Below are 15339 nucleotides of genomic sequence, written 5' to 3'. Positions count from 1 at the left end.
ACAGATGTTTTGAGCGCTAATTAAAAATCTTCTCAATAAGCATACACGAACTTGCTAGCCCTCTTGACAGAAAAATGGCTCGCAGACGGATTTTTTCGATCCCTAAACGGATTATTGTCACTGCTTCGATAAGTAAGTCTTGGGATTAACGCCAAACCTGCGCTTAAAAGCTGTGGCAAAATGCCCTCGGTTAGCATAACCTACTGTCCGCATGACTTCGCCAACGCTCATCTGCCCCGTTTCTAATAATTGGCGCGATCGCTCCAGTCGATAAGTATGTAGATAACCAAATACAGTAGTACCAAAAACTTGTCGAAAGCCGAGCTTGAGCTTGTAGTCATTCAGCCCTACCTGTCGTGCTAACTCCATTAAAGACGGTGGGCGATCGCATTTGCAGATTAAAATTTCCCTGGCTTGGTGAATGCGATCGATATCGTTGCCTTTAAGAACCTGAGAGCGATCGCACTTTTGCGGTGTCGCTAATTGTTCTAATTGTAGTGCTATCAGTTCCAGACACTTACTTTCAAGATAGATTTGTCTGGTTAATCCCTGATAAGGGCAGTGCAAAATCTGTTCTAGAGGTAGTTGCATGGTAGTTGCAATCGTGCCAATTTCTTCGTAGGTTTCATGAGTGACACCCTCAATGAGTTGTTTCAATTGCGTAGGGAGTTGTTGGCGATCGCTGGTTATAAAACTTATCAACTGGCTGGGAGATTCGAGGTGAATATCGACTTTGACAATTTTTTCTCCTGCTAGAGCTTCCCATGTTCCGCCAGTCCCCCAACCCCAAGCAAGAAAGTTTTGCCCACCGCGCATACCATGACGCGCACCCGAAATTTGAAACCCAAATTCACATTCAGCAGTGCTAGAGGGCTGAAATTGGACGCTCAAATCGTCATGCAAGTTATAGTTGTGAATTTCTAGCAGTATACCCCGCAGCTGAATCACCCGTTTATACCCAATACCCAACTGATGCGGAAACTTCCAGATCGTGTCAGCAGGATCGGTGTGCGGAGAAATATTGCTACACAGCATCTCCTGCCACAGTTGTTGATAATCCTGGTCTGACAAGGCGATTGTCATAAATCTTAAGTTGAGTATCTCTATGTGACTGGAAGCACTTATGTAGCGAAAAGATACCAAGTCGATCGCCCACAAGCAACGCTCCCAGATAAAATAGTATCAGGCGATCGCGATGGAATTATTGAAATTTACTATCATTGCTTAAGTGTAGAGCATCGCTAGCTACGATCGTCATTCTGACAATGGAACAGGAGTCAGAAATTGCGATCGCTAGCACTCCTGTTTTTCCTTTGCCTTCTGAGTCTTTGGCTGCGACTGGTTGACTATGGAGGAGCGATCGCGTTTTATTTGTGTGTTGCATTCTTGTTTCAGATTGGTATGAGGCGTTTTGGGTTTCGGGGCGATCGTGGTACACTATTGCAAATTATTATCACTCAAGTTAATTTGCGATCTTGATGTAGCGCCAGCATGACCCCGATCTTCACCCAATCCGACTGGGATGGACTGCACGAGCAGGCTCCTGTTACTTGTCCTGACAATATAATTTTGGATGAGTTTGAGGAACTAAAGGGAGTGCCAGACTACCTGGGACAGGGCTACGGTCGGGGGATAGAATTGTTGCCTGGCGTGTGGTTGAATTTCGGGGATATTGAATATCGCCAAGATTCAGAGGTGAAGGTATCCGCTCACGAGCATCCGATTCAGATTTTAATTTTTCTGTCAGGTTTTCTAGACTGTAATATCCATCCCACATTCGACTATACTCGCAGCTATTTGTCGGGAAGTGGGATTTCGCCTGCCTATCTGGAACAATATCGAGATCCACAGCATTTAACCTTTGTCAATATCGAGATTGAGCCAGACGTGATGGAATCATTTTTCCTCAACGATCGCCTGCGACAGTCCGATCCGGTTAAGCAGTTGTTCAAAGGGGAAGATTGGAAGGTGTCGTTTTATCCTCAAGTCACCCCAGCAATGCGATCGCTAGCTCTCCAAATGTGGAATGCGCCTTATCGGGGTGCGGCAAAACGGATGTATCTTCAAGGCAAGGTGTTTGAACTGTTGGCAATGTACCTTGACCTAATTGCAGAAGATGCAACACGGAATCAATCTGCACCGAGTTTGAAACCAGAGACGATCGCACGGTTGCACTATGCAAGGGAGATTTTGACGACACAATTTGCTCAGCCTCTTTCGTTGCCCCAGTTAGCACAGCAGGTCGGGTTAACCCATCGTTCTCTGCAACGTGGGTTCCAAACTTTATTTAGCATGACAGTGATGGACTATTTGCAGCAGCGACGACTGGAGCAGGCAAAACAGTTATTGCGTCAGGGCGATCGCACGGTGGCTGAGGTGGCGATGCGAGTTGGTTACGGGCATTTGGGGAATTTTGCCAGCGCGTTTAAGCGGCGGTTCGGGATTACACCGAGCCAATGTCTGGCGGGAAAACGGGCGATTAAAGCAGACTGAGCATCGCTTCGATTGTCGTTTTTTCGATCGCCGCTGTCGCTTTTTTGATAGACAAGGCGAGAGCAACTTCTCTACACTACTTTTCACAACTTATTAAAAGTGATTTGCAATAGAGCATTTCAGTAGGTGGAAGGAGTTGCGATGAGCCTAGAGCGGTTGTCGGTGCGGTTGTTTTTGGCGATCGGGGTGGCAAGTGCGATCGCGCTTTTGCTTGGTACTCCTGCGAAAGGCGAGGAAGTAGGAGATATTCGAGAAGCTAACAAAAATCTTCCCCAACTGAGCGAAATCGAGAGTCTCGCGACCAGCGCTCAAACACTCGTACAAACACCGAGCGACCCCTCTTCTGTTGCCCCTGACCAAGGGAACCCCTCTTCCGTCCCCCCTTACCAAGGGGGGAAACAGGGGGGTGTTGTATCAATTACAGGAGTGGTAGCGAATCCTACCGACAAAGGTGTAGAGATAATTCTACAAACCACTCAAGGAAAAGCACTCCAGCCTGTAACTCTGGCTTTAGGCAAAACCTATATTGCAAATATTCCTAATGCCGTGCTAGCACTTCCCCAAGGGGGATTTCGTCAAGATAATCCCGCCAGTGGCATTACTCTTGTGAGAGTGACTCAGGCTACTACCAACAGTATACGAGTCGCTGTGACAGGGGAAGCCGCTTTGCCACAAGTGCAGTTGTATGACGCTCCAAATGAAGGATTAATTTTTAGCTTTACACCAGGTACATCTGCCGCCCAGACTCCGCCAGCGCCAGAGGGTGAAACCCAGCCAGAAAAACCATTGGCTGACGAGCAGGAAATTGTGGTGACGGATGAGCAAGATGGGTATAATGTGCCAAATACTTCTACGGCAACGCGGACTGATACGCCATTACGAGATATTCCCCAATCGATTCAGGTCGTGCCGCAACAAGTTATTGAAGACCGCAATGTGAGAACTGTAACTGAGGCACTGGAAACCGTCAGCGGTGTAACTCCTGGAAGCAGAAGCTATGGTGGTGCGCCGATTACAAACAAAATTATCAGAGGATTTGACCAAGCGGGAACGGGCGTTGTAAATTTTCGAGATGGCTTTCCAGACGGTGATTTCTATGTCCTGTCACCCATTGAGACGGTCGAGCGAGTGGAAGTCCTCAAAGGACCTGCTTCAGTCTTGTTTGGTGCTGGGGAGCCAGGTGGTATTGTTAACACGGTGACTAAAAAACCCCTGAGTGACCCCTACTACAAGCTCGCGTTTGAGGCAGGAAATTATGGATTTTATCAACCCAGCATCGATTTATCAGGACCCTTGAATAATAACAAAACGGCACTGTATCGATTTATCACCAGCTATCAAGGTTCAAGTGATTTTCAAGATTTTGCCAATAGAGGACTGACGACGATCGCGCCTTCCCTTACCTTCAAGATCGGCGAAAAGACAAATCTGAATCTTTACTATGAGTACACTCGTCTTTCTGGCTACCCTGCTTCTGGTCTCGGTAATGCTGTATTTCTAAGCGATGGCAGCTTAACACCTAGAGACTTTGCCACCTACTATCCGAGCTTAAGCCAGGTCGATACCACTTCTCAAAGGTTTGGATACATCCTAAATCACAAATTTAACGATAACTGGCAGATTCGGAATAATGTTGCCATAAATATTACTCGTTTTGGAGAGGATGTAGCTTCTGGTACAACACTAATAGACGACCGCTTTTTGGATGAGTTCAATGTTTCCACAGCTGTCTTTGAGAGAAACAACTATTTCGGACAGATTGACTTGCTTGGCAAGTTTATAACTGGATCGATTTTACATCAGGTCTTAGCGGGTTTTGATTTTGATCGCTTTAGCAATGTTGGCGATCGCATCAGTGCCGATACACCTCTGCCTCCTCTAGATATCCGCAATCCAAATTACGATATCCCAAAACCAACATATTCGACACGTCTGACATTCTCTGATTTCGATCTTGTCAGGAGATCCTACGGCGTTTATCTCCAGGATCAGATCGCTTTGGGCGATCGTTTGAAATTCCTAATCGGCGGTCGCTATGATTGGGCTTCAACTGACTTTGAAGCAGATACCGATACAGGGGGAGAAGTAATTCGCTTTCCAACAAGGAATGATGGTGCTTTCAGCCCGCGTGTCGGCTTGGTCTATCAGCCCAGCGAAGAAATTTCTCTCTATGCCAGCTACACTCGCTCTTTTGCCCCTCTCTCTGGATTCGACAACACAAGTGTAGATGAGGATGTCACCTTTGAACCGTCGAGAGGCACTCAGTATGAAGTCGGGGTTAAAGCTGACTTTCTCGATGGTAGGCTCTCAGCAACTTTGGCAGCCTATCATCTCACTAAGACTAATGTTCTTACACCCAATCCAGATGACCCTGATTTTTCTATTCAGACTGGGGAACAGCGTAGTCAAGGCATCGAGCTAGACCTTACGGGTGAGATTTTGCCTGGTTGGAATGTAACTGCTGCCTATGCTTACACGGATGCAGAAGTCACTGAAGATAACGCCACTCCGGTCGGCAATCGATTACCAAACGTGCCAGAAAATCAAGCTAGCCTCTGGACAACCTATGAGATTCAAACAGGGGATTTAGAAGGTTTAGGCTTTGGTCTGGGGTTGTTTTATGTCGGTGCGCGACAAGGAGATTTGGATAACTCGTTTGAAATGGGGGATTATTTTCGTACTGATGCAGCCCTTTACTACCGGAGAGGTCGTTTTAATGCGGCGATTAATATGCGTAACATATTTGATATAGACGCTGCTGCATTTGCCTATAGCCCCACAAACGTTGAAAGAACCGAACCGTTTACGATCGTTGGTTCCATCAGTTGGGAGTTTTAACTGGCTTTGCAGTTAATCATTGATTGATTTTTTTTAAAATCAACACAAAGTATGATGAAAAACTCAATGTATTGTTTGGTAAAGCCATTTCTCCTAATCGCTTTATCCTTTCTTGTGACTACAGCTTGCTATAGTCCAGTTATCCAGAAGTATAATATTCCAATAACTAGTTCTCCTGGCTGTCGAATCGTTCAACATAGGCTAGGAGAAACCTGTATTCCAGTAAAACCGAAACGCATAATCGCATTAGACCCTAGATATCTAGTCGATCCTGTACTGGCTCTTGGGATTCAACCGATTGGAATGGCAACCTCTATCGTTCGAGGAAAAGAATCACTCGATGGATTAACCCCAGATGATACTAAATCGATCCTAAATGTTGGAGATGCGTTCAATCCTTCCTTAGAAAAGATTCTCAAACTTAAACCAGATTTAATTTTAGCAATGGATTTTGCCCATAAAAACATTTACAAAAAGCTATCAGAGATTGCGCCCACAGTTTTAGTTAATTATGAAGAAAACACTTCTTTTAAAAAGAATTTACTTTACCTCGCTCAACTTCTTGATAAAGAAGTAGAAGCAAATGAATTACTTTTACAATATCAAACTCGGATTAAAAAATTAAGAAAACAGTTGAGTTGCAAGCCACAAGAAATAGAAGTTACTGTACTTATCTACTACCAAGGTGCATTTGTAATTACAAAGTCCGCACATACTTCTCATGAGATTTTTTCTGACATCGGCTTAACGAATAAGATTAATTTAAATAGCAATGAAGTAATTAGTGTTGAAATCCTGAATCAATACGATGCTGATATCTTATTTATCATGGATCATGATGGCAAGTCAAAACCATTCTTTTTGAAACACCCATTAATAGCCTCTCTCAATGCCGTTAAAAATAATCGAGCTTACTTCGTCGATGCAATTAAGTGGAGCGCCAACGGACCTTTAGGAGTAAACAGAATGTTAGATGATATTTTTAAGTACCTCCCACAAAAATCATATGCAGCACCTCACCAATTTAGGGTAAAGTAACTCAACACCTCATAAATACATAGCTAAACCCACCATATTTATCCGAAAATCTAGCGATCGCTTTTGGTTTTCATGACACTTCTAATAAATTTACTGAGTCATCAGGAGGGGCGATCGCTGACATCCTTCACTCAGGCATCTGTACTCGAACCGCAATCTCGTCTCCCAGGCGTGTAAAATCTTTAGGATTTAATGTCAAAATGCAATCGGCTTCAACCTTTAAAGCAGCCTGAGCAATGACTGCATCAAAAATACCCCCACCTCCGAGCTTTTGCGTCGTCATCAACGCAATTGCCTTCTGATACTCTTGCGTCAATAACGGCACAGGCTCTAGATATTCTAAAAGGTCTGCGATCGCTACCTCTGCTTCAGCAGGCAACACTCTTAAGGGTTGAGGCAAACGAGTAATTACAGCATAAATTTCCGCCAAACTATGAGTTGAAATGTAACCCTTTACCTCTCCCCGTCGCGCTAGTTCAAGTTTAGGAAAAGCTAAATTGTGACTGGTATGTTCAACCAACAAAGCTGCAATTAACACAGATGTATCGTACAAAATTTTCATGTATCAGCTTGCTCAATCTGATTCTGAAACCGCTCCTCTCTTACTTCATTAATGAATGCATTGATGTCAAACCCATGCAAATGTCCAGTTTCAATGACTAAAACCCCTTGCTTGCGATGCAACCGACTAGGCGCTTCCTCCACTGTTGCCATCTCTGGTTCTCGTGGTGCTGACCTTGCTGCTTCAGGCGATCGCTGCCGCTGCAATACCTTTAACAATTCTAAAAGTACCCCAACCAGATCGTCGGGCAATCGCTCAATTGCTTGAATCAGTTCCTCTTTTGGAGTCATTCTCATGCTATCTACTCACGACTCGCAGACTTGCTATTCTCATTTTATAGTTTTGGAAGATACTAGCAGCGATGCAGATAAATTAGCGGGCGATCGCCTCTACAACTACCTCGTCAACACACCCTAAATCTATGTCCAAACACCCATATTCAGTTATAAAACTTGCGATCGCACTTCATTTTTTATGGGCGATCGAGTTGTTGAAGCGGTGGGGGAGTGAGAGCCGAGGGCAATCGCTACCATTGCAGCTCTTACCTTTAGAATAGTCATAATCTTTACCCATAAAAATAACGGCAAATGACAACAACCACAGTAGATATTGGCACTTTGATCGACCGCACCCCAGGACTCCACGGCGGTGTCCCGCACATTTCAGGTAAAGGCGTAACGGTTCGACGCATAGTTTCCTGGTACAAGCGGGGGCTAGCGGCTGAGGAAATTGGCGATCGCATCGGAAATATTACGCTTGCCGAAGTTTACGCCGCTCTTGCCTATTACCACGCTAATGTTGCCGAAATCGAAGCTGATATTGCTCATCAAGCAGCAGAAGACCAACGCCTTGAAAAGTTAGATCGATCTTCTACAAGATCGATGGCATAGGCATGATTCGCCTCTATCTCGACGAAGATTCTCAAGATCGCTCGCTCCTAAGAGCGTTGCGTGCCCGTAACATTGATGCGATCGCAGTCCAAGAACCTCAAACCGAAGGCTTAATTGATGTTGAACAGTTACGTTTAGCAACTAAGCAACGGCGAGTTCTCTACAGTCATAACATTGGAGATTTTTACCAGCTCCATACTGAATTCATTGCAAGTGGAGAAAAACACTCAAGAATCGCCCTCCTTGCCCAAAATTACTCAGTCGGGGAGCAAGTTCGAGCGATTCTGGAATTCATCTCAAACAAGACAGCTGAAGAGATGGAAAGCCAACTGGAGTTTCTCAGCAAATACTTGAGAAGCTAAAAACTTTCAGTGATAACACAGGCACTAAATACTCTAAAAGGTCTGCGATCGCTACTTTGATGCAGATAAATCAGTAGGCGATCGCCTCTACAACTACCTCGTCAATATTCACTAAATCTTGCCTAAATACACTTTACTCTTTCACTTCTAACCCACTGCATAATCACTCATTTCTCGCATAAAAGGAGGATAAAACCCCAGCACGATATCTTGCTTCGGCACGCCCAAAATCACTAAATCGGCAGCAATATCATGCTCTGTTGAGTTGTAAAAAATCCAGATCTTCCCATTCCGAATATCGAGATGCATGACACAATGATGTACCCACCGATTATGATGCCAACCCAAATGCACAATCTGATAATGATTTCGCTGCGTATCAAAAATAGTTTCAACCTCAATATCACCGTAAGCAGGCTTATTTTTGGCATAGCTCTCATTCATCAATCAAACTTGATTTTTTCATCCTAAATAATGGCAAGCTCTACTCACCCTTTACTGCGTCTACTAAGTTATGCCAAACCCTATCGAACTCAAATAGGGAGTGCGATCGCCTGCTCGATTCTTCGCACTTTGTTCGATCTTGCCCCTGCCTATTTAATTGGCGTTGCCGTTGATGTGGTTGTCGAGCGCCAAACTTCGTTCATTGCTCGCTTTGGCATTCCAGATGTCGCGACTCAATTGCTGCTGCTGTCGCTGCTGACAATTGCTACTTGGGGCTTAGAATCGCTGACTCAATACGGAGCCGACAAGTTGTGGCGCAACTTAGCTCAAACCGTGCAACACGAACTGCGAACCGATGCCTACAGCCATTTGCAACAGCTAGTACTAGGTTACTTTGAAGATCGCAGTACCGGAATGCTGCTATCGGTCTTAAACGACGACATCAACCAGCTAGAACGCTTTCTTAACTTTGGCGCTCAAGATCTGCTGAGCTTTTTCACGCGGGTATTCGCTGTAGGCAGCAGTTTTGTCATTCTGGCTCCTGGGATCTCCTGGCTTGCCATGCTGCCCATTCCATTAATTTTGTGGGGGACGTTTGCTTTTCAGTCGCGTTTGGCTGACCGTTACGACGCAGTACGCGATCGCGCTGCCATCATCAGCGATCGCCTAGCTAACAATCTATCGGGCATCGCAACAATCAAAAGCTTCACTGCTGAAGATTACGAACGCAGTCGAGTTTACCAAGAAAGCGATGCCTACCGCAAAAGTAACACGAGGGCGATCGCCCTTTCTGCTGCCTTTGTGCCGCTAATTCGATTTCTGATTTTGCTGGGTTTTGTCACCACGCTGTATCTAGGTGGTATGGAAGTATTGGGCGATCGCCTCAGCGTTGGCACTTACGGCTTTATAGTGTTCATCGTTCAAGATCTGCTATGGCCCTTTACCGAATTGAGCGAAATTCTGGACGAATATCAACGGGCAATGGCATCGATTCGGCGAGTCATGGGATTGATGCAGACACCAATTACAATGGCGGCTGGAACGCGATCTTTGCCGATGCAGCAGGTGCGCGGCGAAGTGCAAATCGATCGCGTGAGTTTCACCTATGACGGCTTTACTCCAGTACTCAAAAACATTTCACTGCACATTCGGGCTGGCGCAAGCATCGGTATTGTTGGCGCGACCGGATCGGGCAAAAGCACGCTAGCCAAGCTGCTACGCTTTTATGAGGTGCAACAGGGCAGCATTCAAATCGATGGAATTGACATTCGATCGCTTCAGTTGCGCGATCTGCGAAGTTGCGTAGGTTGGGTAAGTCAAGATGTGTTTTTATTTCACGGTACGGTAGCAGATAATATCGCCTATGGTAGCTTTAGCGCTAGTCATGAAGCGATCGCTGATGCTGCCAAGTTAGCCGAAGCCCATGAATTTATTCTGGAATTACCACAAGGGTACGATACAATCGTTGGAGAACGGGGACAGAAGCTTTCTGGCGGACAAAGACAGCGAATTGCGTTAGCGAAGCTTAACGAAGTTATCGCCCGTGCCATTCTCAAAAACCCGCCAATACTGATTTTAGATGAAGCAACATCTGCGGTGGACAACGAAACCGAAGCCGCAATTCAAAAATCCTTAACCAAGATTACCCAAAATCGCACGACAATAGCCATTGCTCACCGACTTTCCACAATTCGCCACAGCGATCGCATTTACGTCATGGACAAAGGTGAGATTGTCGAACAGGGCAAACATGAGGAGTTACTAGCACTCGATCGCATTTATGCCAGTCTTTGGTGGGTGCAATCTGGGAGCAACTGACGATCGCTAGGTCGTTTATCTGTACAATTATTGTCAATGATTGTCAATGATTTGCAGTTATAATTAAGATAGAGTGCAGCTAGATTTAGGTTCTAGTACCGAAAGATGTGAAGGTTCATGTCCTTTTATTCGCATTTCCTTACTTTGCCAACTTTCTAAGCTTTTATAGACTGTCGATCGAGAAAGCCAAGCTGACAATAAATCGTTGATTTTTGTCTGAAAATGAGTGCTGATAACCAAAATGTAACTGCTACCAAACCCAAGCAGAAGGGGAAATCTCTACCACCCAAGTTAATTATCTGGTTGGGCAAATTTGTTTGGACGACACTTTGGCAGTTGATGATGTCGCAGCTTGCACCCCGTGGTAAATCGGGGGAATATCTTCGTCCTAGCAGTCAGTTTCGCGACTCTATTGGTATAGACAGTCCTTACCCACCAGCAACAGGACGCTACCAACTTTTCGTCGGACTTAGTTGCCCTTGGGCGCACAGAACGCTCGTGGTACGATCGCTCAAGGGTTTAGAAGATGCCATCTCAGTTGCGATCGCCACACCCGATCCAATTCAAGGCGGTTGGGTACTACCTCACCAAGAAGAAGGCTGTCGCAGCCTAGCAGAGTTGTATCAGTTGGCGAAATCAGGATATCAAGGACGCTGTACGGTTCCCGTCTTATGGGATAAACAAACAAAGGCGATCGTCAATAATGAGAGTGCAGAAATTATTGTCATCTTAAATAATGCCTTTAACGAGTTTGCCCAGTATCCAGAATTAGAGCTTTATCCTGAAGATTTGCGAGAAAAGATTGATTGGTGGAATGAAAAAATTTACCATGCTGTCAATAATGGGGTATACCGCTGCGGTTTAGCTCAGACACAAGCGGCATACTTAGAAGCTTGCAACGAATTATTTGCGACTCTGGACGAAATTGATGCGGTCTTGGCAAACAGTCGGTATCTATGTGGCGATTGCGTAACTCTAGCAGACATCCGGCTATTCACCACTCTATTTCGGTTTGATATCGCCTACTACGGCATATTTAAATGCAACCGCCGCCGCATTCAAGACTATCAACACTTAGGATCGTATCTGCGCGATTTGTATCAATTACCTGGGGTGGCTGATACTTGCGATTTAGAAAGTGTCAAGCAAGATTACTACGGCAATCTATTTCCCTTAAATCCTGGTGGGATTATTCCCGCAGGTCCAGATATGTCAAGCTTACTTGTACCGCATGGGAGAGAAAATATAGGGAAGTCAACTGCTAATAGCTAAGCATGGATTTACCCCTGGTCTACCATCCCGATTACGTCGTTCCCTTACCCGATACTCATCGCTTTCCCATGCCGAAGTTTCAGTTGCTTTACGAGTTACTGATAGCTGATGGCGTAGCGTATCCAGAACAATTTCAGATTCCCGAACGTCCGCCGCAGGCTTGGATTGAGTTGGTACACCTACCAGAATACGTCCAGGCTTATTGTACCGGGACGCTAGATGCTAAAGCACAGAGGCGCATTGGATTACCTTGGAGTCCAGCTTTAGCCAACCGTACTTGTGTTGCAGTCGGAGGAACTGTTTTAACCGCCAAGTTAGCGTTAGAGTGCGGATTAGCTTGCAATACAGCAGGAGGAACCCATCATGCTTTTCCCAGTTATGGTTCTGGTTTCTGTATTTTTAACGATTTAGCGATCGCCACTCGCGTATTACAAGAATTAAATCTCGTCCGCAAAGTTTTGATTGTAGATTTAGACGTACATCAAGGAGATGGCACTGCTTTTATTTTTCAAAATGACCCCAGCGTGTTTACGTTCTCGATGCATTGCGAAATTAATTTTCCTGGGACAAAACAGAAAAGCGATTTAGACGTGCCTTTACCCGAAGGCATGGAAGACGATGAATATTTGCAAACGCTAGCTCAATATCTACCAGATTTACTATCAAGGATTCAGCCAGATTTAGTATTATACGATGCCGGAGTCGATCCGCATATAGGCGATCGCTTGGGGAAATTAGCTTTAACGAATACCGGTTTATTTCGCCGCGACATGCAAGTTTTGAGTACCTGCGTTGCGGCTGGCTATCCTGTTGCCTGCGTCATTGGTGGCGGGTATGCAGAAGATATGACATCTCTCGTTTACCGTCATTCCCTCGTCCATCGCGCCGCTAGCGAGGTTTTTCATCAATATCGGTTGTGAAAGGGAGTAGGGAGAAGGAGGACAAGGAGGACAAGGAGGACAAGGGAGCAATTCTAGTCACCAGCCACTGTCAACCAACAATTAAATTCAAATCAAACTATCCTAAAATTATCCCAGTCTGTTTATTGTCAACCTGATGCCAACTAACTCTCAATCCGATCGCAGCTTAGAAACCACCAGCGATGTCGCCGTCACAGAATCATCCTCGCTGACAGCAGAACAGTATCGCCAAAAAATGCAGCGCCGCCAACAGGTACAACACGATCGCGTTGCGAAAGCCTCAAAAGAAAAAGGCTTAATTATTGTCAATACGGGTAACGGTAAAGGGAAAACCACAGCAGCTCTAGGTATGGTACTGCGATCGCTCGGTCATGGCTATCGAGTGGCGATCGTGCAATTTATTAAAGGTGCTTGGGAACCTGCGGAAAAAGCTATTTTCAGTCAGTTTGGCGATCGCTTAGAATTTCATGCTATGGGAGAGGGTTTTACTTGGGAAACCCAAGATCGCGATCGCGATATCCAAAATGCTAAGGCAGCGTGGCAACAAGGATTAGCATACATCCTCAACTCAGATTTTAATCTAGTGTTATTAGATGAAATTAACGTAGCACTTAAACTTGGATATTTAGAAATAGGAGAAATCTTAACTGGATTGGAGCAAAAGCCAGTCAATAGTCATGTTATTTTAACGGGAAGAGGCGCACCCGTCGCGTTAATCGAAAAAGCAGATCTTGTCACAGAAATGACTTTAGTTAAACACCCATTTCGCGAACAAGGTGTCAAAGCTCAACCAGGAATTGAATATTAGCAGTGATTAGTGGCTAGTAACTAGTGACTGGTGAGTGGAATCGAGCCACTAGCCACTCACTATTACCAATTACTACTTCTTAGAAAGAATGATCCAAACAGCATGAACAATACCAGGAACGTATCCCAGTAGCGTTAACAGAACATTAATCCAAAAATCAATTCCCAAACCCACTTGTAAAAAAACGCCTAGTGGTGGTAAAAAAATGGCACACAGCAAACGAATAATGTCCATTTCATCCTCCCATATAGTAATTGTGTAAAAGTACCTTACTGGCTGCAATAAGCACAGACAAGCTACCGTATTCCACCACTATAGGTTGACATAATGGTTAAAACTGTGACATCACCATTGAGATAGATTTGATTCTAGCGATCGTCTAAAATCCAAAATATAACATCTTCTCAGCCGCCACTAATCTTGACTTTGTAACCGATTTGAGTCAAAACTTGCAATAATTTTTGCTTGTGGTCGCCTTGAATTTCAATTTCATTTTCTTTCACCGTACCGCCAGCACCACACTGAGATTTGAGCTGTTTGAGCAATGCTGTTAGAGTTTCTGGCTTGGCTTGAAAACCAGTGATGACCGTGACAGTCTTTCCCTTACGTCCAGCGCGAGAAGATTGGACGCGCAGGTTTTGCTGAGAGGGTGGTAAGTCTGGAACAGCTCTTTCTGTAGCCGCCGAGTTGTCGCCACCAAATTCACGGTAGACGACTTTTTCTTGTTTGTTAGAATTAGACGATTTACGCTTTTCGGTTGACATAAATGCGATCGCTCTATGGGTAAAGATTTTTGTAGTGTCTGTAACTATTCCACTGTAAAACAGTCTTGATGCAGAAATAAATATCATCATCCAAAAGAGTGACATAAGCGAGCAGGGAGCGATCGAGCAGGGAGAAGAGAGCAGGGGAGCGGAGGAGCAGAGGAGAATCACAACCAATTATCCATTACCAACTACCAACTACCAATTACCAACTACCAATTACCAATATTTACACTTCAATGGAAATCAGGGTTTGGAAAACGAGAGCTTTACTAATATTTGTTCTATCTTTATGCGTTGCTGTAGCATTTGCTCTATTTCCTCAAACACCAGAGTTACAACAAATAGATGCATCTGTTTTACCTGCTGTCCCTGTATCCTACGAAGAGACAGTTGTGCCTGCGCCTGAAGCTCCACAGCAACAAAAGCCACAAAAGGTTGACAATTCTTCCCAAGAGTCACGGGTAGCTAATGCTACTACTGCTACTAGATATAAACCAAGATATCAGATTGCCTGGGCGCATCCGCTCAATTATGGCGATCGCTTCGCCACAGATATTTACGGCAAACCAGTCTACAACCAACCAATTATCGTTTTGCACGAGACTGTTTACTCCGCCGCTTCTGCAATCAATACCTTCCGAACTCCACACCAGCAAGACGATAAACAAGTTAGCTACCATACCCTAATTGGGTTAGATGGTACGGTAATATACATAGTCCCGCCAGAAAAACGAGCTTTTGGAGCAGCAAATTCTGTTTTTATAGGTAGTAATGGAGCTGAAACCGTCAAAACTCATCCCAACCTTGCATCTTCAGTCAATAACTTTGCCTACCATGTCTCGCTAGAAACTCCAGTAGACGGACGCGATCGCGATCGCCGTCACAGTGGTTATACTCAAGCTCAATATAAATCTCTCGCTTGGTTAATTGCTCAAAGTAAAGTTCCTGATGCAAGAATTACTACTCATAAAGCAGTCGATCGCTCTGGTAGTAGAAGCGATCCGCGCTCTTTCGATCGCCGGAAGTTTCTCAGTTTGTTGCACGCTTATAGAGGAATAAGTCGTAAGTCGTAAGCCAAAAGTTAAAAATCAAAAGTTAAGAGTCAAAAGTTAAAAGTTAAAAGTCAA

18 protein-coding genes are annotated in these 15339 nt (G+C 44.8%); 11 read left to right on the top strand and 7 right to left on the bottom strand.

Translation table 11 applies throughout. The annotated features are described in order from the left end of the window. Positions 1–117: 117 nt before the first annotated feature. Both CHRO_RS12575 and CHRO_RS12570 read right to left on the bottom strand, forming a co-directional pair. The gene (locus tag CHRO_RS12575; RefSeq protein ID WP_015154586.1) at positions 118–1083 is read right to left on the bottom strand and encodes a helix-turn-helix transcriptional regulator; all 966 of its coding nucleotides are present in this window, start codon (positions 1081–1083) and stop codon (positions 118–120) included. 118 nt (positions 1084–1201) lie between these two features. Continuing rightward, positions 1202–1384, bottom strand: coding sequence for a hypothetical protein (locus tag CHRO_RS12570; protein ID WP_127022530.1), 183 nt, complete (start codon positions 1382–1384; stop codon positions 1202–1204). Positions 1385–1491: 107 nt separating this feature from the next. On the opposite strand from CHRO_RS12570, the gene CHRO_RS12565 reads away from it, so the two are divergent. The 3 genes from CHRO_RS12565 (at position 1492) to CHRO_RS12555 (ending at position 6369) form a co-directional block, all read left to right on the top strand. After that, positions 1492–2493: a helix-turn-helix transcriptional regulator gene (locus CHRO_RS12565; RefSeq protein ID WP_015154584.1), complete on the top strand. Its 1002-nt coding sequence runs from the start codon at positions 1492–1494 to the stop codon at positions 2491–2493. A 141-nt stretch (positions 2494–2634) separates the two neighbouring features. Further along, a complete protein-coding gene (locus tag CHRO_RS12560) occupies positions 2635–5331 on the top strand; it encodes a TonB-dependent siderophore receptor (protein WP_015154583.1) in 2697 nt (898 codons plus the stop codon). 114 nt (positions 5332–5445) lie between these two features. Continuing rightward, positions 5446–6369, top strand: a complete 924-nt coding sequence (locus CHRO_RS12555; protein WP_181824324.1) for an iron-siderophore ABC transporter substrate-binding protein — start codon at positions 5446–5448, stop codon at positions 6367–6369. A 127-nt stretch (positions 6370–6496) separates the two neighbouring features. On the opposite strand, the gene CHRO_RS12550 is transcribed toward CHRO_RS12555, so the two are convergent. Both CHRO_RS12550 and CHRO_RS12545 read right to left on the bottom strand, forming a co-directional pair. Beyond that, entirely contained in the window at positions 6497–6931 is a 435-nt protein-coding gene (locus tag CHRO_RS12550; protein ID WP_015154581.1) for a type II toxin-antitoxin system VapC family toxin, read from the bottom strand. Next, positions 6928–7227 carry a hypothetical protein gene (locus CHRO_RS12545; protein ID WP_041462455.1) on the bottom strand — a complete coding sequence of 100 codons (300 nt, stop codon included), beginning with the start codon at positions 7225–7227 and terminating at the stop codon, positions 6928–6930. The genes CHRO_RS12550 and CHRO_RS12545 overlap by 4 nt, the downstream gene beginning before the upstream one ends. Here CHRO_RS12545 and CHRO_RS34330 point away from each other — a divergent pair. The 3 genes from CHRO_RS34330 (at position 7226) to CHRO_RS12535 (ending at position 8183) form a co-directional block, all read left to right on the top strand. Further along, a complete protein-coding gene (locus tag CHRO_RS34330) occupies positions 7226–7348 on the top strand; it encodes a hypothetical protein (RefSeq protein ID WP_015154579.1) in 123 nt (40 codons plus the stop codon). The two genes, CHRO_RS12545 and CHRO_RS34330, sit on opposite strands and share 2 nt — an antisense overlap. Before the next feature lie 170 nt (positions 7349–7518). Further along, positions 7519–7821, top strand: coding sequence for a DUF433 domain-containing protein (locus CHRO_RS12540; protein WP_015154578.1), 303 nt, complete (start codon positions 7519–7521; stop codon positions 7819–7821). A gap of 2 nt (positions 7822–7823) precedes the next feature. Further along, complete coding sequence (locus CHRO_RS12535; RefSeq protein WP_015154577.1) at positions 7824–8183, top strand: DUF5615 family PIN-like protein; 360 nt, start codon at positions 7824–7826, stop codon at positions 8181–8183. 147 nt (positions 8184–8330) lie between these two features. Here CHRO_RS12535 and CHRO_RS12530 read toward each other — a convergent pair whose 3' ends face one another. Then, a complete protein-coding gene (locus tag CHRO_RS12530) occupies positions 8331–8627 on the bottom strand; it encodes a XisI protein (protein WP_015154576.1) in 297 nt (98 codons plus the stop codon). Between the two features lie 30 nt (positions 8628–8657). Between CHRO_RS12530 and CHRO_RS12525 the strand changes: the two genes are divergently transcribed. From CHRO_RS12525 to cobO, 4 genes are all read left to right on the top strand, one after another. After that, positions 8658–10445 (top strand): ABC transporter ATP-binding protein, encoded by a 1788-nt coding sequence (locus CHRO_RS12525; RefSeq protein WP_015154575.1) that lies wholly within the window; start codon positions 8658–8660, stop codon positions 10443–10445. A gap of 222 nt (positions 10446–10667) precedes the next feature. Beyond that, positions 10668–11717, top strand: a complete 1050-nt coding sequence (locus tag CHRO_RS12520) for a glutathione S-transferase family protein (RefSeq protein WP_015154574.1) — start codon at positions 10668–10670, stop codon at positions 11715–11717. 2 nt (positions 11718–11719) lie between these two features. Next, entirely contained in the window at positions 11720–12637 is a 918-nt protein-coding gene (locus CHRO_RS12515; RefSeq protein ID WP_015154573.1) for a histone deacetylase family protein, read from the top strand. Between the two features lie 136 nt (positions 12638–12773). Then, positions 12774–13445, top strand: a complete 672-nt coding sequence (gene cobO, locus CHRO_RS12510) for a cob(I)yrinic acid a,c-diamide adenosyltransferase (RefSeq protein ID WP_015154572.1) — start codon at positions 12774–12776, stop codon at positions 13443–13445. A gap of 72 nt (positions 13446–13517) precedes the next feature. Here the strand turns inward: cobO and CHRO_RS30495 are convergent, their stop codons facing one another. Together CHRO_RS30495 and CHRO_RS12500 are read right to left on the bottom strand one after the other, a co-directional pair. Further along, positions 13518–13679: a YqaE/Pmp3 family membrane protein gene (locus tag CHRO_RS30495; protein WP_015154571.1), complete on the bottom strand. Its 162-nt coding sequence runs from the start codon at positions 13677–13679 to the stop codon at positions 13518–13520. A 170-nt stretch (positions 13680–13849) separates the two neighbouring features. After that, a complete protein-coding gene (locus CHRO_RS12500) occupies positions 13850–14209 on the bottom strand; it encodes a translation initiation factor (protein ID WP_015154570.1) in 360 nt (119 codons plus the stop codon). Positions 14210–14448: 239 nt separating this feature from the next. Here CHRO_RS12500 and CHRO_RS12495 point away from each other — a divergent pair, with 239 nt between their 5' ends. Next, positions 14449–15285 carry a peptidoglycan recognition protein family protein gene (locus CHRO_RS12495; protein ID WP_015154569.1) on the top strand — a complete coding sequence of 279 codons (837 nt, stop codon included), beginning with the start codon at positions 14449–14451 and terminating at the stop codon, positions 15283–15285. Positions 15286–15339: the final 54 nt, after the last annotated feature.

Origin of the sequence: Chroococcidiopsis thermalis PCC 7203 (genome assembly GCF_000317125.1) — a bacterium.
GTDB classification, from domain to species: domain Bacteria; phylum Cyanobacteriota; class Cyanobacteriia; order Cyanobacteriales; family Chroococcidiopsidaceae; genus Chroococcidiopsis; species Chroococcidiopsis thermalis.
The sequence above is the reverse complement of the archived record's forward strand: the minus strand, read 5'-3'. Positions and strand labels throughout refer to the sequence as shown.